Annotated in this window: 19 protein-coding genes and 2 pseudogenes; 16 read left to right on the forward strand and 5 right to left on the reverse strand. The window is 66.0% G+C overall.

The genetic code is table 11. The annotated features are described in order from the left end of the window. From J0J10_RS23840 to J0J10_RS23850, 3 genes and pseudogenes are all read left to right on the forward strand, one after another. Positions 1-137: pseudogene (locus J0J10_RS23840) on the forward strand (IS5/IS1182 family transposase); the annotation flags it as partial. 21 nt (positions 138-158) lie between these two features. Further along, positions 159-1091: pseudogene (locus J0J10_RS23845) on the forward strand (caspase family protein); the annotation flags it as partial. A gap of 17 nt (positions 1092-1108) precedes the next feature. Continuing rightward, the gene (locus J0J10_RS23850; protein WP_291649768.1) at positions 1109-1585 is read left to right on the forward strand and encodes a toll/interleukin-1 receptor domain-containing protein; all 477 of its coding nucleotides are present in this window, start codon (positions 1109-1111) and stop codon (positions 1583-1585) included. Between the two features lie 153 nt (positions 1586-1738). Here J0J10_RS23850 and uvrA read toward each other — a convergent pair whose 3' ends face one another. The 3 genes from uvrA to J0J10_RS23865 form a co-directional block, all read right to left on the reverse strand. Continuing rightward, complete coding sequence (gene uvrA / locus J0J10_RS23855) at positions 1739-4729, reverse strand: excinuclease ABC subunit UvrA (protein ID WP_465247248.1); 2991 nt, start codon at positions 4727-4729, stop codon at positions 1739-1741. Positions 4730-4870: 141 nt separating this feature from the next. Next, on the reverse strand, positions 4871-6049 hold the full coding sequence (locus J0J10_RS23860) for an MFS transporter (protein WP_291649770.1): 1179 nt from the start codon (positions 6047-6049) through the stop codon (positions 4871-4873). Further along, entirely contained in the window at positions 6046-6840 is a 795-nt protein-coding gene (locus J0J10_RS23865; protein ID WP_465247249.1) for a GNAT family N-acetyltransferase, read from the reverse strand. Before J0J10_RS23865 ends, J0J10_RS23860 begins: the two co-directional genes overlap by 4 nt. Before the next feature lie 242 nt (positions 6841-7082). Between J0J10_RS23865 and J0J10_RS23875 the strand changes: the two genes are divergently transcribed. The 8 genes from J0J10_RS23875 to J0J10_RS23910 all read left to right on the forward strand — a co-directional run bounded on the left by J0J10_RS23875 (position 7083) and on the right by J0J10_RS23910 (position 14600). Continuing rightward, complete coding sequence (locus tag J0J10_RS23875) at positions 7083-7967, forward strand: LysR family transcriptional regulator (protein ID WP_291649772.1); 885 nt, start codon at positions 7083-7085, stop codon at positions 7965-7967. Positions 7968-8315: 348 nt separating this feature from the next. Beyond that, positions 8316-9311 carry an ABC transporter substrate-binding protein gene (locus J0J10_RS23880; RefSeq protein WP_291649774.1) on the forward strand — a complete coding sequence of 332 codons (996 nt, stop codon included), beginning with the start codon at positions 8316-8318 and terminating at the stop codon, positions 9309-9311. Beyond that, entirely contained in the window at positions 9308-10180 is an 873-nt protein-coding gene (locus J0J10_RS23885; protein WP_291649776.1) for an ABC transporter permease, read from the forward strand. The genes J0J10_RS23880 and J0J10_RS23885 overlap by 4 nt, the downstream gene beginning before the upstream one ends. 171 nt (positions 10181-10351) lie before the next feature. Then, positions 10352-10585, forward strand: coding sequence for a putative quinol monooxygenase (locus tag J0J10_RS23890; RefSeq protein WP_465247250.1), 234 nt, complete (start codon positions 10352-10354; stop codon positions 10583-10585). Positions 10586-10752: 167 nt separating this feature from the next. Next, positions 10753-12036 carry a 3-phosphoshikimate 1-carboxyvinyltransferase gene (locus J0J10_RS23895; protein WP_291649778.1) on the forward strand — a complete coding sequence of 428 codons (1284 nt, stop codon included), beginning with the start codon at positions 10753-10755 and terminating at the stop codon, positions 12034-12036. A 231-nt stretch (positions 12037-12267) separates the two neighbouring features. Next, positions 12268-12978, forward strand: coding sequence for a L,D-transpeptidase (locus J0J10_RS23900; protein ID WP_291649780.1), 711 nt, complete (start codon positions 12268-12270; stop codon positions 12976-12978). Between the two features lie 251 nt (positions 12979-13229). Then, positions 13230-14375: a glycosyltransferase family 47 protein gene (locus J0J10_RS23905; RefSeq protein WP_291649781.1), complete on the forward strand. Its 1146-nt coding sequence runs from the start codon at positions 13230-13232 to the stop codon at positions 14373-14375. A gap of 15 nt (positions 14376-14390) precedes the next feature. After that, positions 14391-14600 (forward strand): hypothetical protein, encoded by a 210-nt coding sequence (locus J0J10_RS23910; RefSeq protein ID WP_291649782.1) that lies wholly within the window; start codon positions 14391-14393, stop codon positions 14598-14600. Positions 14601-14625: 25 nt separating this feature from the next. Here the strand turns inward: J0J10_RS23910 and J0J10_RS23915 are convergent, their stop codons facing one another. Then, positions 14626-14928, reverse strand: a complete 303-nt coding sequence (locus tag J0J10_RS23915) for a hypothetical protein (protein ID WP_291649784.1) — start codon at positions 14926-14928, stop codon at positions 14626-14628. Positions 14929-15314: 386 nt separating this feature from the next. Between J0J10_RS23915 and ssb the strand changes: the two genes are divergently transcribed. The 4 genes from ssb to J0J10_RS23935 all read left to right on the forward strand — a co-directional run bounded on the left by ssb (position 15315) and on the right by J0J10_RS23935 (position 19212). Beyond that, on the forward strand, positions 15315-15866 hold the full coding sequence (gene ssb, locus J0J10_RS23920; protein ID WP_291649786.1) for a single-stranded DNA-binding protein: 552 nt from the start codon (positions 15315-15317) through the stop codon (positions 15864-15866). Positions 15867-15981: 115 nt separating this feature from the next. Then, the gene (locus tag J0J10_RS23925; RefSeq protein ID WP_291649788.1) at positions 15982-16620 is read left to right on the forward strand and encodes a VOC family protein; all 639 of its coding nucleotides are present in this window, start codon (positions 15982-15984) and stop codon (positions 16618-16620) included. Between the two features lie 112 nt (positions 16621-16732). Further along, the gene (locus tag J0J10_RS23930; protein WP_291649790.1) at positions 16733-17848 is read left to right on the forward strand and encodes a M20 family metallopeptidase; all 1116 of its coding nucleotides are present in this window, start codon (positions 16733-16735) and stop codon (positions 17846-17848) included. A gap of 149 nt (positions 17849-17997) precedes the next feature. Continuing rightward, on the forward strand, positions 17998-19212 hold the full coding sequence (locus tag J0J10_RS23935) for an E22 family MetX-like putative esterase (protein ID WP_291649791.1): 1215 nt from the start codon (positions 17998-18000) through the stop codon (positions 19210-19212). Positions 19213-19309: 97 nt separating this feature from the next. Here J0J10_RS23935 and J0J10_RS23940 read toward each other — a convergent pair whose 3' ends face one another. Further along, on the reverse strand, positions 19310-19942 hold the full coding sequence (locus J0J10_RS23940) for a MarC family protein (protein WP_291637878.1): 633 nt from the start codon (positions 19940-19942) through the stop codon (positions 19310-19312). Positions 19943-20153: 211 nt separating this feature from the next. Between J0J10_RS23940 and gyrA the strand changes: the two genes are divergently transcribed. After that, entirely contained in the window at positions 20154-22955 is a 2802-nt protein-coding gene (gyrA, locus tag J0J10_RS23945; RefSeq protein ID WP_291649793.1) for a DNA gyrase subunit A, read from the forward strand. The last annotated feature ends 53 nt before the right edge of the window (positions 22956-23008 follow it).

A 23008-nucleotide genomic window follows, 5' to 3' on the forward strand; every position in this document is an offset into this window, starting at 1 on the left:
ATCGCGACCGCAACGCTATCGAGCGTATGTTCTGCCGCCTCAAGGACTTCCGCCGTGTCGCAACCCGATACGACCGAAACGCCGTCAACTTCCTCGCCGCCGTCTGCATCGCAGCGATCGTCAGCTACTGGTTATGAGTCTGGGCCCTAAGTGGGTGCGTTAATGACGCCGCCTCAATCGCTAATACGCTTGCAAGAAATGGGGACGGATCTCCCAATTTCGGTGTCAAACTTCTAACAAGTAATGGCGTTCACGTATCGACCGGTGTCTTGCATGAGGCAATAGTCGATCTGTTCAAGGCTGATGCTGAGATTGCGCTTTTATTCTTTGCCGGTCATGGTGTTATAAATACCGAGACGAACGCTGGATACCTTGTAAGTCAAGATGGTCAAAAGCCTTCTTGGGGAATTTCGCTTAGTGATGTTATTGATTTGGCAAATAAGGCATACCCAAGAATAAAATCTACAGTAATCATATTGGATAGCTGCCAATCTGGATATGCTGGAGAAATACAAGGAATCTCGGGATCTGCATCTGCTTTGATCGGTAACGGAGTGACAATTCTCACAGCTTGCCATCGCGACGGCTTCGCTAGCGAGTCTGGAGGACATGGTCTCTTTACAGGCTTGCTACTTGATGGCTTGAGTGGTAGTGCCGCAGATGTATGCGGGCGTATTACGCCGGCTGGTCTGTACTCACTGATCGACCAAACCCTCGGTGAGTGGGAGCAGCGGCCGGTTTACAAGGCCAATGTGCAGCATTTTGTTGTTCTCCGGAGCGTCGCGCCGAAGGTTCCTCTGGAGGTTTTGCGGCGGCTGCCGGACTATTTTCCGGATCCGGGCTACGAGTTCCCACTCGATCCGTCGCATGAGCCCGATAGAAATTCCCTCTCTCCCGAGCAGAAAATTAGCTTCCCAGAGGACGAGGATAAGCAGAGGCTCTTCAAAGAGCTTCAGATGTGCAACAGGCACGGGCTCGTGGCTCCAGTCCATGCAGATCACATGTTTTTTGCTGCTATTGAGGAAAAATCTTGCAAATTGACCGCATTAGGTGCCCACTATAGAAATTTGGCTGTACTAAAGCGGATCTAGATTAGCCGGAGGATGAATTGCTTAGAGTTTTTATATCTCACAAAAAAGAAGACAGTGGAACTGCGACAGAGATCGCAGCTTATCTAAAATTAAATGGAATGGATGTTTATCTTGATACAATTGATAGTCAGTTAGCACTTTCTGGTCCAGATTTGGCGGATTATATCCGCGAACAGCTTGAAAAATCTACTCAGCTACTGGCAGTTATAAGTCCAGTAACGCAGGCTTCTTGGTGGGTTCCTTGGGAGATTGGTGTCGCTACCGAAAAAGAGCGGTTTTTGGCATCCTTCGTAGCCAACAACGCCGCAGTTCCAGAGTATCTGGCGAAATGGCCATATCTCAGGAGCCGCTCAGATCTTGATGTCTACATCCGCGAATCAAAGAAGGCCCAAATGGTGGTCGAAGAACGCACGCGGAGTGGCTATCGAACGACTGCCCAGGCTACGGGCTTTAGGTCCTTCCATACCAATTTGAGAGCGGCCTTGCGCCAATAGCGCATCCGGACTTTCACCGGCCAATGCTCTGAACCAGCCACGGCGATAGCTGCAATGCAATAACTGCACTGCTCGAACCGGAGAGCGACACTTCGGCCGCCAGTTCAATAAACCCGGGCACAGTGTTGCGGCCGGTATCGCCGCATAGCGGCGCTACTCCGCCGCCTCCCTCGCCCCCTTGCCCTTCAACGGCCGCCGCTCCAGCACTTCTTTCAAGAACCGCGCGGTGTGGCCCTTGCCGATCCGCACCACATCCTCCGGCGTGCCTTGCGCCACGACCTCGCCGCCGCCGTCGCCGCCTTCGGGGCCCATGTCGATGATCCAGTCGGCGGTCTTGATCACTTCGAGATTGTGCTCGATCACCACCACGGAATTGCCCTGCTCGACCAGCTCGTGCAGCACCTCCATCAGCTTGGCGACGTCGTGGAAGTGCAGGCCGGTGGTCGGCTCGTCCAGGATGTAGAGGGTGCGGCCGGTGGCGCGCTTCGAGAGCTCCTTGGAGAGCTTGACGCGCTGCGCCTCGCCGCCCGACAGGGTGGTGGCCTGCTGGCCGACCTTGACATAGTCGAGCCCGACGCGGGCGAGCGTCACCATCTTGTCGCGGATCGAGGGCACGGCCTTGAACAGGTCCTTGGCCTCCTCGACCGACATGTCGAGCACATCGGCGATCGAGCGGTCGCGATACTTCACCTCCAGCGTCTCGCGGTCATAGCGCTTGCCCTTGCAGACATCGCAGGTGACGTAGACGTCGGGCAGGAAGTGCATCTCGATCTTGATGACGCCGTCGCCCTGGCAGGCCTCGCAGCGGCCGCCTTTTACGTTGAAGCTGAACCTGCCTGCTTGATAGCCGCGCGCCTTGGCCTCGGGCAGGCCGGCGAACCATTCGCGGATCGGCGTGAAGGCGCCGGTATAGGTCGCCGGGTTCGAGCGCGGGGTGCGGCCGATCGGCGACTGGTCGATGTCGATGACCTTGTCGAGATGCTCCATGCCCTCGATGCGCTCATGCGGGGCAGGGTGCTCGATCGAGCCGTTGAGCTTGCGCGCCACCGCCTTGTAGAGCGTGTCGACGACCAGCGTCGACTTGCCGCCGCCGGAGACGCCGGTGATGCAGGTGAACAGGCCGAGCGGGATGTCGACCGTGACGTCCTTGAGGTTGTTGCCGCGGGCGCCGACGATCTTCAGGCTCCGGCCCTTCTGCGGCTTGCGGCGCTTGCCGGGCACCGCGACGCTCATCTCGCCGGTGAGGTATTTGCCGGTGAGCGAGTTCGGGTCGCTGAGAATGTCCTGCGGCGTGCCCTTGGCGACGATCTCGCCGCCATGGATGCCGGCGCCGGGGCCGACATCGACGACATAATCGGCGGTGAGGATCGCGTCCTCGTCATGCTCGACGACGATCACGGTGTTGCCGAGGTCGCGCAGGCGGCGCAGCGTGCCGAGCAGGCGCTCATTGTCGCGCTGGTGCAGGCCGATCGAGGGCTCGTCCAGCACATAGAGCACGCCGGTGAGGCCGGAGCCGATCTGGCTGGCGAGGCGGATGCGCTGGCTCTCGCCGCCGGACAGCGTGCCGGAGGCGCGGGCGAGGGTGAGGTATTCGAGGCCGACATCGAGCAGGAAGGTCAGCCGGTCGCGGATCTCCTTCAGGATGCGCGGGGCGATCTCGTTCTGCTTCTTCGAGAGCTTGCCGGGCAGGGCGCTGACCCAGGCGAGCGCGTCCTTGACCGAGAGCCGCGAGATCTCGCCGATATGGCGCATGTCGAGCTTGACCGCCAGCGCCTCGGGCTTGAGCCGGAAGCCGTTGCACGCCGCGCAGGGCGTCTCCGACATGAAGCGGCCGATCTCCTCGCGGGCCCAGTCGCTCTCGGTCTCCTTCCAGCGCCGCTCCATATTGGTGATCACGCCCTCGAAGGGCTTCTTCACCTCATAGGCGCGCAGGCCGTCGTTGTAGGCCATGCGCACGGCCTCGGTGCCGGTGCCGAACAGGATCGAGTCCTTGGCCTGCTGCGGCAGCTCCGACCAGGGTTTTGTGGTCGAGAAGCCGAAATGCCGGGCGAGCGCATCGAGCGTCTGGCCGTAATAGGGCGAGGTCGACTTGGCCCAGGGCGCGATCGCGCCCTTCTTAAGCGAGAGCGAATGGTCCGGGACGATCATCTCCGGATCGATCCGCATCTCGTGGCCGAGCCCGTCGCAGGCCGGGCAGGCGCCGAACGGGTTGTTGAAGGAGAACAGCCGGGGCTCGATCTCGGGGATGGTGAAGCCGGAGACCGGGCAGGCGAACTTGGAGGAGAAGGTGACGCGGCGGGCCTCGCCGTTCTCCTCCTTCTCGTCGGCATATTCGAAGACGGCGATGCCCTCGGCGAGGTCGAGCGCCTGCTCCAGCGAGTCGGCGAGCCGCGCGCCGAGATCGGGGCGGATCACGATGCGGTCGACCACCACGTCGATGTCGTGCTTGAACTTCTTGTCGAGGCTGGGGGCGTCGGCGATCTCGTAGAATTCGCCATTGACCTTGACGCGCTGGAAACCGCGCTTCAGCCAGTCGGCCATCTCCTTGCGGAACTCACCCTTGCGGCCGCGCACCACCGGCGCGAGCAGGTAGCCGCGCGTCTTCTCCGGCAGCTCGACCAGGCGGTCGACCATCTGCTGCACGGTCTGGCTCTCGATCGGCAGGCCGGTCGCCGGCGAATAGGGGATGCCGGCGCGCGCCCAGAGCAGGCGCATATAATCGTGGATCTCGGTGACGGTGCCGACCGTCGAGCGCGGGTTCTTCGAGGTCGTCTTCTGCTCGATCGAGATCGCCGGCGAGAGCCCGTCGATCTGGTCGACATCGGGCTTCTGCATCATCTCGAGGAACTGGCGGGCATAGGCCGAGAGCGACTCGACATAGCGGCGCTGACCCTCGGCATAGATCGTGTCGAAGGCGAGCGAGGACTTGCCCGAGCCGGAAAGCCCGGTGAACACCACGAGCTTGTCGCGGGGAATGGCGAGGTCGACATTCTTGAGATTGTGCTCGCGAGCGCCGCGCACGGAGATGATGCGGGCGTTGCGGTCGGCCGCCGAATCCTGCTCGGCCTTGCGGTCGAACATGTCTTCCAGCGTCGCGGCCTGTTCGGCGAGCGTGGCCTTCTGGGCCGAGATCTTGCGGGCCATTTCGGTGTCCGGTTCGGGTAAGCCGTAGAGATAGGGCAAATGCCGGGTCCTGCCAGTGCGGCCCGACGAAAGGCTGGCATGAGTAGCACGCAGCCGCGGATGTTGCCGCATTGTTCTTGTCGCGCTTGCTGACAGGCGCTGTCAGGAGCGTGGCAGGCTGCGGAAGCGCCTGCGGAGCAGGATCGCGGAGGCGAGCATGGCGAGCGCCAGCGTCCCGGACAGGATCAGCGCCGCCGGCGCGCCATGGCGTTCGATTAGCAGGGCAAAACCGAGCGGGGAGGCGGCCGAGAGGACGAAGCCCGGCGCCAACAGACGCCCGACATAGGCGCCATAGCTCTTCGGATCGAACAGCATCAGCGGCAAGGTGCCGCGCGTGATCGTCAGCACGCCATTGCCGGCGCCATAGCAGAAGGCGAAGGCGAGCGCGGCAAGGGCGCTCGCGCCGCCGGCGAGGCCGAGGACGAAGCAGAGCGGCAGGACGAGGCAGGCGATAAGGTTGAGGTCGAACGGACTGGTCCGCGCGCCGAACAGCACTTCGCCGAGCCGCGCCAGCGACTGGCCGATGCCGCGCGTCGCGCCGATCCAGACTGCGATCGCGGCGGGCAGGCCGAGCCCGGCGAGGATGCCGATCATATGGGCGGACATGCCGGCATTGAGGATGCCGGCGAAGGTGACGATCAGCGCATAGAGCAGGCCGGCGAAGCGGGTGTCGGCCGGGCTGAGAGAGACGAAGGGCTTCGCCGCGGCCGCGTCGGACAAAGGCCGTGCCGAGGCAGTCGGCAGCGTCAGGTGCAGTGGCAAGGTGAGGAGCGCAAAGCTGGCATAGACGAGCAGCGCGCCGCGCCAGCCGAAATGCTCGGCGAGCGCATGGCCGAGCGGCCAGAACACGGTCGAGGCGAGGCCGCCGAGCAAGGTGATCTGGGCGATCGGCCGGCGCGCGGCGCTGCCGCCGATCCGGGCCAGCGCCGCGAAGGCGGCATCGTAGAGGCTGAGCCGCATGGCGAGGCCGAGACAGATCCAGGCGGCGTAATAGGCGGGGATCGTCTGGGCGAAGGCGAGGCCGGCGATGCCGGCCGCCGTCAGCAGCGAGCCCAGGCACATCACGGCGCGGCCGCCATGGCGGTCGATCAGGCGGCCGACAGTGCCGGAGGTCAGTCCCATCACCAGGAGGCCGGCCGAGAGCCCGCCATGGATGATCGCCTGCGACCAGCCGAGCTCGTTGCCGATGAGCTCGCCGAAGGCGCCGACCAGATAATAGGAGACGCCCCATGAGATGAGCTGCGCCAGCCCGAGGCAGAAGACGGTGCGGTGGGAGATCACCTGGCCGATCCGGCCGCCCATGGCTGTGGCAGCGTCTGGTCTCCCGGGCCGAGGCTGCGTTGCATCAGCACGGTGTCGACCCAGCGGCCGAGCTTGAAGCCGGCCGAGCGCAAGGTGCCGACCGGCTCGAAACCGAAACGGCGGTGCAGGCCGATCGAGCCGGCATTGCCGCTGTCGCCGATCACCGCGAGCATCTGGCGCCAGGGGCCGGCCTCGCAACGGGCGATCAGCGCGCCGAGCAGCGAACCGCCGATGCCGCGGCCGGCCTGTCCTTCTGCGACGTAGACCGAGTCCTCGATCGTGTGGCGATAGGCCGGGCGGGGGCGGTAGAGGCTGGCATAGCTGTAGCCGACGACGCGGCCATCGAGCTCGGCTGCGAGATAAGGCAGGCCGAGCCCGAGCACCGCCTGCCGGCGCGCCAGCATCTCCTCGATGCTCGGCGGCGTCTCCTCGAAGCTGGCAAGGCCGTGCAGGACATGGTGGCGGTAGATCGCCTGGATCGCGGCCATGTCGTCCTCCTGGGCATCACGGACGAAGATGGGCGGCGTGGTATGGCCGGCGAACTCGGTCGTCGTCATCGCAGTTGTTCCGGCCCCGCAGGGCCGCCTTTCCGTCTGGTCGGGGCGCCCGGTCAGCGCCTCTTGTCGCGTCACGCCGATATCGGCGAGCTGGTGGTCGTCGAGGTCGCGCAGGGCCCGCAATTGCTGATAGCGCGAATGCCGGGAGGCGCCGAGATAGGCGGCGGCCTCGCGCAGCACGCTTCGCCCTGCATCGCACAGCCTCGTTTTCATGAGACGCCGTCATTCCGGCCGCTGCGAAGCGGAGCGCCGGAAGCCATCTTTGGGCTCGGCGTCCTGCGATCGATTCCGGAGCTGCGCGCCTGTGGCGCTTGTCCGGAATGACGTGACACCAGATCGCAGCAGCGCATGACCTTGCGACAGCCTCCAACTTCTCAACCGGGTGTCAGCTTGCGCTTTGCCCAGCCATAAATGAAGCTTCTCGAAATTATGCAGAGCATAAGAAACTCTTTGAGATGCGCGACCTCCGCCTCGACCAGCTCGACAGCTTCCGCCAGGTGATCGCGCTCGGCAGCTTCTCGGCGGCGGCCGAGAGGCTCGGCCTGAGCCAGCCGGCCGTCAGCCTGCAGATCCGCGAGCTCGAGCGGCGGCTGGGCGTGACCCTGATCGAGCGCGTCGGGCGCCGGGCGCAGCCGACCGCGGCGGGCACCGAATTGCTCGACCATGCCGGGCGGATCGAGGCGGCAGTTGCGGCGGCGCAAGAAGCGATGGCACGGCATGCGACCGGGGCGATGGGCCGGGTGCGGATCGGCACGGGCGCCACCGCCTGCATCTTCCTGCTGCCGCCGCTATTGCGAGACCTGCGCCAGCGCCACCCGACGCTGGAGATCACGGTCAGCACCGGTAACACCTCGGATATCGTCAAGGCGATCGAGGACAACCAGATCGACATCGGCCTGGTCTCGCTGCCGGCCGCCGGTCGGAGCCTCGACGTCACCCCTCTGCTGGAGGATGAGTTCGCCGTGATCGCTCCGCCGGGCATGGAGCTGCCAGCGCGCCTGACGCCGGAAGCGCTGGCCCGCCTGCCTGTCCTGCTGTTCGAGCCCGGCGGCATCACCAGGCGCATCGCCGATGAATGGTTCGCCCGTGCCGGCGTGACGCTGAAGCCGGTGATGTCGCTCGGCAGCGTCGAGGCGATCAAGCGGCTGGTCGGTGCCGGCCTCGGCTGCGCCGTGCTGCCCGGCATGGCGGTGCGCGGCGAGAACGACGGGCTCGTGGTGCGTTCCCTGTCGCCGCGGGTGCATCGCACGCTCGGCCTCGTCCTGCGCAAGGACAAGCCGCTGCATCGCGGCCTGCGCGAAACGCTGAAGGCGCTGCGGGCGCTGGGCACGCCCGGCTGAGCGCAAACAGCAACAAGCCCTCATCCTGAAGAGCAGCCGATAGGCTGCGTCTCGAAGGATACTCCAGCTGGTTCTGGAGCCTCTTGGAGCATCCTTCGAGACGCCATTCCTGACAGAATGGCTCCTCAGGATGAGGGCTCGGAGCATGGAAACTATCGCCCAATGCTGCTGACAGGCGCGGTCGGCGGAGCGGTCCATGTCATCACCCGTTTGCGCAGTGCCCTGGGCGGGAAGTGGCGCTAATGTCGTCGCCTGTCGGGCGGAACATTTCGCTCGCTTTCGCGCTTCGTGGACCTGCCCAAACGTCAAGTGCCCGGACCGGGGCACAGCAGCCAGCGGGGGATCGTCATGATGAAAGCCGTTCTGCGCACTGCAACTCTGCTGCTTGGTCTCGGGCTGGCCGCGCCCGTTCTCTCCTGCGAGCTCGACAGGCCGCTGAAGATCGCCGGGCTCGACTACGATTCGGCCGCCTTCCACACAGCCGTGGCGCGGGCGGTGGTCGAGAAGGGGTTTGGCTGCAAGGTCGAGCGCGTGCCGGGCGTGGTCGCGCCGCTGGTCAACGGGCTGGCGCGCGGCGATGTCGACGTGATCATGGAGATCTGGCTGGCGAACCCGGTCGAGGCCTGGACCAGGGCGGAGGCCTCCGGCAAGGTGATCCCGCTCGGCACGACCTTTCCCGACGCCAATGAGGGCTGGTACGTGCCGCGCTATCTCGTCGAGGGCGCGGATGCCAAGGCGAAGGACCTGAAGACCGTCGCCGATCTCAAGCGCCACAAGGCGCTGTTCCCCGACCGGGAGGAGCCGGGCAAGGGGCGCTTCTACAATTGCGTCGCCGGCTGGGTCTGCGAGGGCATCAACACCAAGAAGCTTACCGCCTATGGGCTGGCGGACGACTATAACAATGTCCGTGGCGGCTCGGGCGAGGCGCTGGTCGCGGCGATCGAGGCGAACCTGAAGCGCAAGCAGCCGGTGCTGTTCTACTATTGGAGCCCGAGCTGGCTGATCGGCGCCTATGATCTGGTCAAGCTCGGCGAGCCGGCCTTCGACCCGGCGATCTGGGCCGAGCTGAAGGCGAGCGACAAGCCGACCAGGGCGACCGCCTATCCGGTCAGCAAGGTGGTGATCGGCGCCAATCTCGCCTTCACCCAGTCGGCGCCGCAGATGACGAGCTTCTTCAAGAATTACGGCATCAGCAGCGCGCTGACCTCGCAGATGCTGGGCGAGGCTCGCAAGGCCGGGATCACACCGGAGGAGCAGGCGCTGCGCTTCCTCAAGGACCGGCCGGATGACTGGCGCCATTGGCTCACCGCCGAGGTCGCTGCGAAGGTTCAGGCCGGCTTGTGAGCGCTGGCCTGCTGCCCGATCTCGGCAAGCCGCTCCAGGGCGTCGTCAACCGGCTGGTCGATGCGCTGGTCACCGGTTCCGGCGACAAGCTCGATGCCGTTTCGGACGGGCTGACAGCGCCGGTCAGGCTGCTCGAAAGCGCGCTGGCGCAGGTGCCGCCGGAGGCGGGTATCGCCATGGTCGGGCTTGCGGCCTGGCTCGCCACGCGACGGATCGCCTTCGCCACCGGCATGGCCGCGCTCGTGCTGATGCTAGCTCTGCTCGGGGTCTGGCCGGCCGCGATGCAGTCGCTGGCGCTGATCGTCGTCGCCGTCGTGCTGGTCGTGCTGCTTGGGCTGCCGCTCGGTGTCGTAGCGGCGAGGACGCCACGGATCTCGCGGGCGCTGACGCCGCTCTACGATTTGATGCAGACCGTGCCGAGCTTCGTCTACCTCATCCCCGTCGCGATGCTCCTCGGGCTCGGTCGCGCGCCGGCACTGGTCGCGACCCTGATCTATGCCCTGCCGCCCTTCGCCCGCCTGACCGAGCTCGGCCTGCGCGAGGTGGACGGGCGCGCCGTCGAGGCGGCACGGGCGCTGGGTCTGAGCGCAAGGCAGAGCCTCTGGCTGATCGAGCTGCCGCTCGCCCGCCCGGCGATCCTGCAAGGGCTCAACCAGGCGATCATGATGGCGCTCGCCATGGTCGTCGTCGCTTCGATGATCGGCGCCAAGGGGTTGGGCGAGACCGTTCTCCTCGGTCTGCAGCGCGCCGATCCTGGGCTCGGCTTCGTCGGCGGGCTCGGCATCGTGCTGCTGGCGGTGCTGCTCGACAGGCTCGCCCAGGCGATCTTTCGCGCACAGCGTTCGCCGCGCCGGCCCGGCGTGCCCTAGGGAGTAGTTCGCTCCCGAAAGGCTGCTGACACTTGCCGTCAGGGAGCCGATTGCGCATGCCCCGGCGCTTCGGCAGCGTGCCGCCCGCAAGGAGAGCGGGGAGAGGCGCCATGTATGGTTTGATTGGACGGATGCTGGCCAAGCCCGGCGAACGCGAGGCGCTGATCGGCCATGTCCTCGGCAGCAGCGCGGCGATGCTGCCTGAGCTATGTCGTCGCCCGCGATCCCGCCAATCCCGACGCGATCTGGGTGACCGAGGTCTGGGATCGGCAGGAAAGCCATGCCGCCTCGCTGCACCTGCCGGCCGTGCAGGCGGCGATTGCCAAGGCCCGCCCGCTGATCGCAGGCTTCGACAATCACACCGTGACCGAGCCGGTGGGTGGGCATGGCTTGGCGCCGGGCTGAGTGTCGGCTTGGACTTGTCTTTCCGCTCTCTCCAGACGTCATTCCGGAGCGGCTCCGTTTCGATGTGACGGCAGTAGCGGGCCGGGCATGACCAGTGCGGCTTCCGCTGGCGGATTGCACGGGCTAAGAGCCTCGCAACGCAGCCGAACGGCGAGGGCGAGCCTGTCATGACCGATTCCGAAGTCCGCAAACTCACCATCGTGCCCTTCGCCGGGGCACTGCGCGGCAAGGTGACGCCGCCGGGCTCGAAGTCGATCACCAACCGGGCGCTGCTCGTCGCGGCGCTGGCCAAGGGCACCAGCCGGCTTTCGGGTGCGCTGAAGAGCGACGACACACGCTATATGGCGCAGGCGCTGCGGGCGATGGGCGTCACCGTCGAGGAGCCGGACGCGACCAGCTTCGTCGTCACCGGCGATGGCCGTTTGCGGGCTCCTGCGGCGCCGCTCTTCCTCGGCAATGCCGGCACGGCGACGCGCTTCCTCACCGCCGCGGCGGCGCTGGTCGAGGGGCAGGTCGCGGTCGATGGCGACGAGCATATGCGCAAGCGGCCGATCGCGCCGCTAGTCACGGCTTTGCGCACGCTCGGCGTCGCGGTCGAGGCGCCGAGCGGCTGCCCGCCGGTGACCGTTGCGGGGCAGGGCGGCTTCGCCGGCGGCCGCGTCGAGGTCGATGCCGGGCTCTCCAGCCAATATGTCTCGGCGCTGCTGATGGCCGGCGCCTGCGCACGCGGGCCGGTCGAGGTTGCGCTCAGCGGCTTGGGAGACAGCCAGGAGATCGGCGCCCGCGGCTATGTCGACCTGACGCTCGCGACGATGGCGGCCTTCGGCGCCAAGGTTTCGCAGCCGGATCCCGCGACCTGGCGGATCGAGCCGACCGGCTACCGCGCCGCCGATTATCTGATCGAGCCCGACGCCTCGGCCGCGACCTATCTCTGGGCGGCGGAAGTGCTCACCGGCGGCAAGATCGACCTCGGCGTGCCGGCGGCCGCCTTCACCCAGCCCGATGCCAAGGCGCATGCGCTGATCGCCGCCTTCCCGAACCTGCCGGCCGAGATCGACGGCGCGCAGATGCAGGATGCGGTGCCGACGCTCGCCGTGCTCGCCGCCTTCAACAAAACGCCGGTGCGCTTCACCGGCATCGCCAATCTGCGCGTCAAGGAATGCGACCGAGTCTCGGCGCTGTCGCAGGGCCTGTCGCGGATCCGGCCGGGGCTCGGGGTGGAAGAGGGCGACGATCTCCTCGTCGCCTCCGATCCGTCGCTCGCCGGGCAGACCCTGCCGGCCGAGATCGACACCTTCGCCGACCATCGCATCGCGATGAGCTTCGCGCTGGCCGGGCTGAAGATCGGCGGCATCACCATCCTCGATCCGGCCTGCGTGGCGAAGACCTATCCGGACTATTGGCGGGCACTCGCCGCGCTCGGCGTGCGCTTCGAGGGCGAGGCGCCCTGAGCGGGCAATTCCCATGTGGGCTGCGATCTGAAATCTGGTCGAGGCGGAGCGAAATGAAGGCGGTTGGCGGGCCGGCTCGAGGCCCGTCCTGAGGCGTGAAGTGTCGCCGAAGCGAAGGCGCGCGCTTGCCAGCCGGGCGCTATGACGGCAATCTCAGCGCGACGATACCTTCAGCGGGCCTATGCCGAAGCAGTTCCTCTTCGCGCAACAGGACATGGGAAGTCCGGAAACATGAGCATGGACGATAGCAATGCCGGCGCCGGCAAATGGGGCGTGGCCGCCTTGCGCGAGCCTCGGATCGGGAGGCTCGACCGCCGGTCGTTTCTGGCCGGCTCGGCCGCCGGTCTCGGCGCGCTGGCGCTGGGCGGCTGCGCGACATCCGACGGCATGAGCCTCGCCGAGGCGCAGAAGCTCTACGGGCCGGTGCCGGAAGAGAAGTTCCCGGTTCCGGCGATCGACGTCAGCAAGGTCGATCCGAAATATTTCCGGCGCACGGTCGCCTATGACAGCAAGGAGCCGGCCGGCACGATCATCGTCGATCCCGCCAATTACTATGTCTATCGCGTCGCGGGCGACGGCACCGCGACCCGCTATGGCGCCAATGTCGGGCGCGACGGCTTCCGCTGGAACGGCAACGCCTATGTCGGGCGCAAATCCGAATGGCCGACCTGGACGCCGCCCAGGGAGATGATCAAGCGCCAGCCCGAGGTGGCGAAATATGCCCGCGGCATGCCGGGGGGGCTCGAGAACCCGCTCGGCGCGCGCACGCTCCATCTCTACCAGAACGGCGCCTACACGCTCTACACGATCTATGCGTCGCTCGACGCCGAATCGATCGGCAACGGCATCACCAGCGGCTGCGTCGGCCTGCTAACGCAGGACATGATGCACCTCTACGCTCAGACCCCGGTCAAGACGAAGGTGGTCGTGCTCCCGGCATAGGCGAGAGCTGACGAAACAGCTGCGACGATGTGAGGCAATGCGCCGCCGCTTCCCGGAAGCGGCGGCGTTGTCGTTCTGGCCGCGCTCGACGGGTGGAGCGCAACGAGAAGCGGTCCCGGCCGGCCTGTTCCGCAGGGCTACCTCCGAAGAGCCATGGCCTTGGGCGAGCCGCGTCGCCAACATGGCAGCCGCAAGCTGCGTATGTGCCGGGCGCCTGCCGCGCCGAGGTTGGGGCTTTCGCCGGAATGAGCATGGACGGCAAGTTCAGATATTTCCTGTGCCGCCACGCGCATGATCCCGTCGAGATCAATCTGTCGGATTATGTCGACCCGTTCGCCGATGTCTTCCTGGCCTACTGGGTCGGCGTCCTGAAGATGCTCGAGCCTCTCCTCGAGGCCGATGGCCTGATCTTCTACATCGTCTGGGGCACGGAGACGGTGCGGGAGCTGCCGAGCTATGGGAGGAACGTCGTCGTCCTGCTCCTGATGGAGGAGTTCTGCGAGATCCCGCCCTATTTCGACAAGGTGCGCTACGTCTTCAAGACGCATGGCTTCTTCCCCTATGTGAACACGCTTCAGATCGGCGCCGGCCTGGCGCTGCTGGCGAAGACGGTCCGGGACGCGCTGCGCTGGGCCTGGAGCAGCGGGCTGCTGGCACTCCGGCACAAGGATGCGATCGCCCGAGAGGAGGGCGGCATGACCGTTCCCCTCGGCTATGCCAGACAGACCGACCTGCCCGGCAAGCCCTTCGCCGAGCGCCGTTACGCCGTCTCCTTCATCGGCAGCGTCAAGCAGCGCGCCTATCATCCGCTCTCGATCCGGGCGCTGCTGGGAACGCCGAAGGATATTGCGCGCTCGTGCATGCTCGAGGAGTTGCAGCGGCTCGCCGCGGCAATGCCGGGCGAGGTGTTCTGGGCCGACACCGGCTCCTACATGAATGGGATCCTCTCCGATGGGGTCCGCTATTCCGAGCTGATGGCCGATTCCAAGATCTGCCTCGCGCCGCGCGGTTCCTCGACGGAGACTTTCCGGCTGTTCGAGGGCATGCGACAGGGCTGCGTCGTGATCTGCGACCGGGTGCCCCGGCACTGGTTCTTCGCGGACTGCCCCTTCATCCAGCTCGACGACTGGTCCGAGCTCGGCCCTTGCGTGAACGGCCTGCTCGCCGACCCGGAGCGCCTCGCCGAACTGCACAGGAGCGCACTCGACTGGTGGCGGCGGCGCTGCTCGTCCGAGGCGCTCGCTGGCGTCATGGCGGAGCGGCTTTCACGATTGGCGCGGGCCGAGGGCGGAGCGAAGCTCGCCGCTGCAGGGCCGGAGCCGCAGGTCCGGACGGCGGAAGGTGCCGAGAGTTGGCGAGTGGCTCCGGCCGTGCGATCGTCGCGTGCTGGGGGGTGAACAGGCGAGGGCGCTATGGATACGGACCCGGTGGCCAAGGACCGCGTCACGCAGATGCTCAGGAAGCATCTGGAGCTCGCGCAGGAACAGCTCGACATGGCCGAGCGCGGCGTCCTTCTGTCGATCGACGGCGCGCCGGAGGGCGTCAACCTGACCAGGGAAGCCCTGGCGATCCGCGTCGAGCAGTTGCAGGGCGCGCTGGATCGGCAGAGAGGGCGCGGTTGAAGTCTTCGGCGGCGGCTCGGAAGCCCTATTTGCCCGGGCTTCGATTTGCTCTCAGGTCCAGCGAACGGCCGATCTCGGCGGCAATGGTGCTGTAGTCGAGCGGGCCGGCATCGTCGCGCAGCGCCTGGCGCAGGAAGCGTATCGGAAAGCGGATTGCCTCCTGATTGGCATCGGAGAGCTCCGTCGCCCGGGCGGAGGCGCCCTGGTCGGCACGATCGAGCGCCGCCTCGATCTGGCTGCTGTCCAGCTGGCCTTTTCGCTTCAACTCTCCGAAGAGGGCAGCGGCCGCGAGCAAAAGACCTTCGAGTTGGAGATTTGCAGTGTTCATCCTGAACTCCGAATGATCGCCGGACCGAGGATTGCCGATGAACTCTAAATCTCCGGGCTGAAGCGCGCCAGATCGTCGCGCGTCCGAATGGACGCGCGGCGATCTATCTCATTGTTATCGCATCGGAGTTTTCCGAAAAGTGGCTTCCACTTTTTGGTCCGATGCCACAGGACCCTGCCGTGCCCAAGCCGATGCGGGCGCCGATGCCGCGGCGGATTTCAGGCCTGGGGAACGGACGGACCGGTTGCGAATCTCCGGGGACAACTCGGGATTTTATGCTTGAACAAAACGGGAACATCATTGATAAAGCGATGATGGATCGCTAGGGTCCGCTTCCGGTCGATCGGCCGGTTCGTGATGAAGTGCGCAGGAAAACGGAGCCTGTCATGGCTGGTAGCGTCAACAAGGTCATTCTGGTCGGCAATCTCGGGCGCGACCCCGAGGTGCGGCGCCTCGGAAGTGGCGAGCCGGTCGTCAATCTGCGCATCGCCACCTCGGAAACCTGGCGCGACAAGCAGTCGGGTGAGCGCAAGGAGCGCACCGAGTGGCATTCGGTGGTGATCTTCAACGAGAACCTCGCCAAGGTCGCCGAGCAATATCTGAAGAAGGGCTCGAAGGTTTACATCGAGGGCCAGCTGCAGACCCGCAAATGGCAGGACCAGCAGGGCGTCGAGAAGTACACGACCGAGATCGTGCTGCAGCGCTTCCGCGGCGAACTCACCATTCTCGACAGCCGCGGCCAGGGCGGCTCGGATGAATATGGCGAAGGCGGCGGCGGTTCCTTCGAGGATCGCTCCTCCGGCGGCGGCTCTTTCGGCCGCCAGAGCCCGATGGGCGGCAGCGGCGGCGGCTCGCGCCAGCCGGCGATGTCCGGCGGCGGTTCGGGCGGCGGCTCCTCGCGCTCGTCGAGCCATCTCGACGACGATATCCCGTTCTAGTTTCTCGCTGTTTGGGGGCGGCGTTGTCGCTCTGTGGTTCAGGGAGGCGTCTCGCAGGAGGCGCCTCTTTTCGTATGCTGCGAGATGAGACGCGAGCCGGGGCGAGAAGCGGGGCATGCTGAGACTGGACCATCTCACCGTGATCGCGCCGACGCTCGCCGAGGGCGTCGCGCATGTCCGCGCCTGTCTCGATCTCGATGTCCCCTTCGGCCAGCACCATCGCTACATGGGCACGCATAATCACCTGCTTCAGCTCGGCGACGGCGTTTATCTGGAGATCGTGGCGCTGGATCCCGAGGGTGAGGCGCCCGGCCGGGCGCGCTGGTTCGGCCTCGACGATCAAAGCCAGGTGAGGGCCGATTGGGAGGAGGGGCGGCGCCTGCGCGGCTGGGTGGCGCGAACCGATGCGATCGATACCGTGCTCGCAGGCCGCGGCGGTGTCTTCGGCCGCAAGGTCGCGCTTCCGGCGAACGGCCCGGCCTTCGATTTCGCCATTCCCGACGACGGTGCGCTGCCGCTCGACGGGGCGGTGCCCTCCGTGATCGACAGGCGCGGCAAGCCGCGCTCGATGGCGGCGATCGCCGATCTCGGGGCACGCCTGCGCGGCTTCTCGCTAGCGCATCCGGAGCCGGGCCCGATCGCCGCGCTCTATCGCGAGCTGGCGATCGAAGGCGCTCCCGCGCTGATCCAGTGGCCAAGGCTGCGCTATCATGCGCAGATCGAGACGCCGGCCGGGCTGCGGCAGCTGAGCTGAGCGCGCCTGCCCGCGGACCGCAGGGCCGCTGCCCGCCAGCGGCGATGGACAAAGCCGGCGAAATGGCCAATCTCCCCGGTATCGCCACGCTGTCCTGCGAAACCAAGCCATCATGACCATTCACGATCCCGCCGTTCCCGCGCTCTCCGTCTGGGTCGCGCTGGAGAGCCCCACCCATCACGTGCCCGGCGTCAACGGCATGATGGACCTCGTCGCCAGGGAGGTCGAAGGCCTGCCGATCGCCGTCGAGCGCATCCCCGGCCGTGACGGGCTCGGCGACAGCCTGGTGCTGCGCGCCGGCGTCGACAATGGCGAGAAGGCGGTCGCGCTGATGTCGCATCTCGACACGGTCCACCCTGTCGGCACCAGCGCCAAGGATCTGCCGGTCCGGGTCGAGGGCGACCGGCTTTATGGCCCCGGCGTCTACGACATGAAGGGCGGTGCATGGCTGGCGCTGCAGGCCTTCAAGGACGCCGCCAAGGGCGGCTCGGCTCGCCGGCCAATGGTCTTCCTGTTCACGCCGGACGAGGAGATCGGCTCGCCGACGACGCGCGGGCTGATCGAGGATATCGGACGCCGGTCGATGGCGGTTCTGGTCACCGAGCCGGCACGCGAGGGCGGCAAGATCGTCACGGCGCGCAAGGGCGTCGGCCGTTTCGAGGTGAAGATCGAGGGGCGCCCGGCCCATTCGGGCTCGCGCCATGCCGATGGCCGCAACGCCATCCGCGAGGCGGCACATCAGATCCTCGCCGTCGAAGGCATGACCGACTATTCGCGCGGCATCACCACCACGGTCGCGCTAGTCGGCGGCGGCACCGCGGCGAATGTCGTGCCGCAGCATGCCTGGTTCAGCGTCGATTGCCGCGTCACCACCGTCGCCGACGGTGCGCTGATGGAACAGCGCATCCTCGGCCTCAAGCCGCATGACCCAGATGTGAAGGTCACGGTCAGCGGCGGCATGAACCGCCCGCCCTATGAGAAGAGCGCCGAGGTCAGCGCGCTCTTCGAGAAGGCACGGGCGATCGCTGCCGCAAACGGCTTCGACCTGCAGGACTGCCCGATGACCGGCGGCGGCTCCGACGGCAATTTCACCGCGGCGCTCGGCGTCCCGACGCTGGACGGGCTCGGCATCGATGGCGATGGTGCCCACACCCTGCAGGAATATGGGCTGATCCCGTCGATCGCTCCGCGCCGGGCGCTGATCAAGGGGCTGCTCGAGACGCTATAGCGCTCCGTGTCATGGTCGGGCTTGTCCCGACCATCTACGTCTTCCTTCCTACAATGTGCTGTTCAAGACGTGGATGCTCGCCACAGGGGCGAGCATGACGGGGGCAAGCCCTCTTCCGTTAGCCGGCCAAATCCGCTCTGATCCGCTTCATGGCCGAGAAGCCGGCCGGAGCAAGGGAGCGCGGCATGAAGGGCTGGATCGCGGGCGTGTTGGGTGTCGTCGGGATGATGGTCACGGGAATGGCGGACGCTCAGGAATTGCTGGTCGAGAAGAAGGTCTTCGATCTCCCGAGCTTCACCACGCAGGGCGGGCGCACGCTGAAGAACGTCAAGGTCGGCTGGGAGAGCTATGGCACGCTCAACGCCGACAAATCGAACGCGATCCTGATCTGCCATTTCTTCTCGGGCAATTCGCACGCAGCCGGCAAATATGCGGCCTCGGATGCGGCGCCCGGCTATTGGGACGCCATCATCGGCCCCGGTAAGGCGATCGACACCGACAAATATTTCGTCATCGCCTCCGACACACTGGTCAACCTCAACACCGGCGATCCGAAGACCACGACCACAGGCCCGGCCTCGATCGATCCCGACACCGGAAAACCCTACGCGCTCGACTTCCCGGTCGTGACCATCGGCGATTTCGTCAATGTCCAGAAGGCCCTGGTCGAGAGTTTCGGGATCAGGAAGCTGGCGATGGTCGCCGGCCCGTCGATGGGCGCGCTGCAGACCTATGAATGGGCGGCGAGCCATCCCGACATGGTCGGCAAGGCTATGGCGGTGATCGGTGCGGCCGAAGCCGACGCGCAGCTGATTGCCTGGCTCGATGTCTGGGCCGCGCCGATCCTGGTCGATCCCAACTGGAACAAGGGCGATTATTACGGCAGGACGCCGCCCAATGCCGGCCTCGCCAAGGCACTGACCGTCGTCACGCTGCAAGCCAATCACGGCGACTGGACCAATGGCACCTTCGGCCGCCGCCCGGCCAAGGAGGGCGAGGATCCGGCCAAGGCGCTCGGCAACAAGTTCCAGGTCCAGAGCGTGCTCGACAATGCCGGCGAGGCGCGCGCGAAAGTCTCCGACGCCAACCATTTCCTCTATCTGGTCAAGGCGAACCAGCTCTATGCCGCCGGCGGCAAGTCGCTCGCGGACGGGATGAGCCGGATCAGGGCGCCGCTGCTGATCGTCAGCCAGCCGAAGGACCTGGTCTTTCCAGACGAGATGATCCAACGCAGCGTCGCGGAAGCGAAAAAGGCCGGGCGCGACGTAACCCACGTCACGATCAACGGCAGCCGCGGCCATCTCGACGGGGTGATCTCAATGAAGCAGGCCGAAGGGGCGGTGAAGGCCTTTCTGGAGAAATAGGCCGGCGCGCGCCCGCGTCGCCCCGTTGCGAGCCGGCCAGTCCCGCAGCTGAGCCGGCTGAGCCGGTCACAGCGTCTTGGGGCCGGCCGATCCTGCCTCAGCCGGCCCTGATCACCGCGCGCATGCCGTCGATGACGAACTGCACCGCGAGTGCTGCGAGGATGACGCCGAGCAGGCGCGTCAGCACGACATTGCCGGTGACCCCGAGCAGGCGCGCGATCGGTACGGCCAGCAGGAAGGTGGCAAGGCAGGAGAGGATGACGAGCCCGCAGATCACGGCGAGGGAGGTGAGCATCGCGATGTCGCCGCCGGCGCGGCCGGCCAGCAGCATGACCGCGGTGAGGGCGCCAGGGCCTGCCATCAGCGGGATCGCCAGCGGGAAGGCGGCGACATTGCGGATATGGTCCTGGGTGATCGCGGTCTCGGCCGTCGCCTGCTTGCGCTCGTTGCGGCGCTCGAACACCATCTCGAAGGAGATCCAGAACAGCAGCAGCCCGCCAGCGATGCGGAAGGCCGGCAGCGAGACGCCGAGGGCCTTCAACACGATGTCGCCGACCAGCCCGAAGAAGGCCAGGATGCCGAAGGCGATCAGGCAGGCGCGCACCGCGACCTGGCGGCGCTCGTCATTGGTCATGCCGCGCGTCAGCGACAGGAAGATCGGCGCGAGCCCCGGCGGATCGAGCGTGACCAGCAGCGTGACCAGGGCGGAAGTGAGATATTCGAGGAACATGCGGGGAGCTTACGCATGGCGCAATGCCGGCGTCACGCGCGAAACATGGCGAGATTGCGGTCCGGTTGCCGAACCGATTCAAGAATGGCGCGTAAGGCACTGAAAGATCAGAGGCTTATTTTCACCCGATCGAATCGTGTTTCGCTGGCCTCGAAGCGTGGAATCGGGTAGCCAGAAAGCTGAAAAACTGGGTTGAATCGGGGCTTTTCCCTTGAGCGAAGACAACGACGACAAGCGCGACGACGGCCCGCAGTTCGGCGGCGAGATCAAGCCGATCGCGATCACCGACGAGATGAAGAAGAGCTATCTCGATTACGCGATGAGCGTGATCGTGAGCCGCGCTCTGCCCGATGTCCGCGACGGCCTGAAGCCGGTGCACCGGCGCATCCTGTTCTCGATGCACGAGAACAAGAACCTGCCCGAGCGGCCCTACACCAAATGCGCCCGCATCGTCGGCGACACGATGGGTAAATACCATCCGCACGGCAATCTCGCGGTCTATGACGCGCTGGTGCGCATGGCGCAGGACTTCTCGCTGCGCCTGCCGCTGATCGACGGCCAGGGCAATTTCGGCTCGATGGACGGCGACAGCCCGGCGGCCGATCGCTACACCGAGGCGAGGCTCGACAAGGCGGCGATGCCGCTGCTCGAGGATCTCGACCTCGACACGGTCAACTTCCAGCCGAACTATGACGGTAAGGAGCATGAGCCGACGGTCCTGCCGGCGCGCTATCCGAACCTGCTGGTCAATGGCGCCGGCGGCATCGCGGTCGGCATGGCGACGAACATCCCGCCGCATAATCTCGGCGAGGTCATCGACGCCTGTATCGCGCTGATCGACAATCCCGAAATCACGATCGACGAGCTGATCGAGATCGTGCCCGGCCCGGATTTCCCGACCGGCGCCTCGATCATGGGCCGCAGCGGCATCCATTCGGCCTATCACACCGGCCGCGGCTCGATCGTGATGCGCTCGAAGACGCATATCGAGGAACTGCGCAAGGAGCGCGAGGCGATCGTCGTCACCGAGGTTCCCTATCAGGTGAACAAGGCCTCGATGGTCGAGAAGATCGCCGATCTCGTCCGTGAGAAGCGGATCGAGGGCATCTCGGACCTGCGCGACGAGTCGAGCCGCGAGGGCGTGCGCGTCGTCATCGAGATCAAGCGCGACGCCGTCGCCGACGTGGTGCTGAACCAGCTCTACCGTTTCACGCCGCTGCAGACCTCGTTCGGCGCCAACATGGTGGCGCTGAATGGCGGGCGGCCGGAGGTGCTGAACCTCCGCGACTTCATCTCCGCCTTCGTCGAGTTCCGCGAAGAGGTCGTCTCGCGGCGCACGCGCTATCTGCTCAACAAGGCGCGCGAGCGCGCCCATGTGCTCTGCGGCCTTGCCACCGCCGTCGCCAATATCGACGAGGTCATCCGCCTGATCCGCACGGCGCCGACGCCGTCGGCGGCGCATGAGGCGTTGATGGCGCGCGACTGGCCGGCCGACGACATCGCGCCGCTGATCGCGCTGGTCGACGATCCGCGCCATCCGATGAATCCGGATGGCACCTACCGGCTCTCCGACGCGCAGGCCAAGGCGATCCTCGAGCTGCGCCTCGCCCGCCTGACCGCCCTCGGCCGCGACGAGATCGGCGACGAGCTCGAAAAGCTCGCCAAGGAGATCGCCGACTATCTCGACATCCTGCGCTCGCGCCAGCGCATCCAGGAGATCATCAAGACCGAGCTCTCCGAGGTGAAGGCCGCCTTCGCCACGCCGCGCCGGACCGAGATCATGGACTGGGGCTCGGATCTCGACGACGAGGACCTGATCGCCCGCGAGGACATGGTCGTCACGGTCAGCCATGCCGGCTACATCAAGCGCGTGCCGCTCTCGACCTATCGGGCGCAGAAGCGCGGCGGCAAGGGCCGCTCGGGCATGGCGACGCGCGAGGAGGATTTCGTCACCCGCCTGTTCGTTGCCGACACGCATACGCCGATCATCTTCTTCTCCTCGCTGGGCCAGGCCTATAAGGAGAAGGTCTGGCGCCTGCCGCTCTCGGCGCCGAATGCGCGCGGCAAGTTCCTCAACAACATGCTGCCGCTGGACAAGGACGAGCGCATCACCACGGTGATGCCGCTGCCGGAGGACGAGGAGAGCTGGAGCCGTCTCGACGTGATGTTCGCGACGAAGACCGGCAATGTCCGCCGCAACAAGCTCTCCGACTTCGTCCAGGTCAACCGCAACGGCAAGATCGCGATGAAGCTCGACGAGGGCGACGCCATCGTCGACGTGCAGATCTGCTCCGAGCATGACGACGTGCTGCTGACGACGGCGGAAGGCCAGTGCATCCGCTTCGCGGTGCCGGAGGTGCGGGTCTTCAAGGGCCGTGACTCGACCGGCGTGCGTGGCATCAACCTCGCCAAGGGCGACGAGGTGATCTCGCTCGCGATCCTGCACCATCTCGATGCGACCGCCGATGAGCGTGCCGCCTATCTCAAGCTCGCTTCGGCGGCGCGCCGCGCCGTGACCGGCGATGGCGAGGAGGCGGCGGTGCCCGCGGCCGAGGCGGAGGAAGCTGCCGGCGATATCGAGCTCGGCCAGGAGAAATATGCCGAGATGGGCGCTTCCGAACAGTTCATCCTGACCGTTTCGGAAAACGGCTACGGCAAGCGCTCCTCGTCCTTCGAGTATCGGGTCACCGGACGCGGCGGAAAGGGCATCGTCGCCATGGTGGTGAACGAGCGCAATGGCCGGTTGGTCGGCTCCTTCCCGGTCGAGGATCGCGACGAGATCATGCTGATCTCCGATGGCGGCCAGACCATCCGCATGCCGGTGGAAGGCGACAAGCCGATTCGCATCGCCGGGCGCTCGACGCAGGGCGTCACCATCTTCAACACCGCCGAAGGCGAGAAGGTGGTCTCGGTCGAGCGCATCGGTGACAGCGGCGAGAGCGAAGGCGAGGGCGGCGCCGAAGCCGGTGATACCGGCGTGGCTGAGGGCGGGGAGCCCGGCGCCGAAGCCTGAACCGGGACAGGACCGGGCCAAAATCGCGACAAGTCTGGGACCGCCCCGCATCC

Source organism: Allobosea sp. (assembly GCF_017308075.1).
Lineage (GTDB): Bacteria > Pseudomonadota > Alphaproteobacteria > Rhizobiales > Beijerinckiaceae > Allobosea.

Coding starts and splice junctions, on each gene's coding strand:
- ssb (WP_291649786.1), top strand. CDS start 15,315: ATGGCTGGTAGCGTCAACAAGGTCATTCTGGTCGGCAATCTCGGGCGC.
- J0J10_RS23890 (WP_465247250.1), top strand. CDS start 10,352: ATGTCCTCGGCAGCAGCGCGGCGATGCTGCCTGAGCTATGTCGTCGCC.
- uvrA (WP_465247248.1), bottom strand. CDS start 4,729: ATGGCCCGCAAGATCTCGGCCCAGAAGGCCACGCTCGCCGAACAGGCC.
- J0J10_RS23940 (WP_291637878.1), bottom strand. CDS start 19,942: ATGTTCCTCGAATATCTCACTTCCGCCCTGGTCACGCTGCTGGTCACG.
- J0J10_RS23900 (WP_291649780.1), top strand. CDS start 12,268: ATGAGCATGGACGATAGCAATGCCGGCGCCGGCAAATGGGGCGTGGCC.
- J0J10_RS23910 (WP_291649782.1), top strand. CDS start 14,391: ATGGATACGGACCCGGTGGCCAAGGACCGCGTCACGCAGATGCTCAGG.
- J0J10_RS23930 (WP_291649790.1), top strand. CDS start 16,733: ATGACCATTCACGATCCCGCCGTTCCCGCGCTCTCCGTCTGGGTCGCG.
- J0J10_RS23875 (WP_291649772.1), top strand. CDS start 7,083: ATGCGCGACCTCCGCCTCGACCAGCTCGACAGCTTCCGCCAGGTGATC.
- J0J10_RS23925 (WP_291649788.1), top strand. CDS start 15,982: ATGCTGAGACTGGACCATCTCACCGTGATCGCGCCGACGCTCGCCGAG.
- J0J10_RS23915 (WP_291649784.1), bottom strand. CDS start 14,928: ATGAACACTGCAAATCTCCAACTCGAAGGTCTTTTGCTCGCGGCCGCT.
- J0J10_RS23895 (WP_291649778.1), top strand. CDS start 10,753: ATGACCGATTCCGAAGTCCGCAAACTCACCATCGTGCCCTTCGCCGGG.
- J0J10_RS23880 (WP_291649774.1), top strand. CDS start 8,316: ATGATGAAAGCCGTTCTGCGCACTGCAACTCTGCTGCTTGGTCTCGGG.
- J0J10_RS23865 (WP_465247249.1), bottom strand. CDS start 6,840: ATGAAAACGAGGCTGTGCGATGCAGGGCGAAGCGTGCTGCGCGAGGCC.
- J0J10_RS23935 (WP_291649791.1), top strand. CDS start 17,998: ATGGCCGAGAAGCCGGCCGGAGCAAGGGAGCGCGGCATGAAGGGCTGG.
- J0J10_RS23905 (WP_291649781.1), top strand. CDS start 13,230: ATGGACGGCAAGTTCAGATATTTCCTGTGCCGCCACGCGCATGATCCC.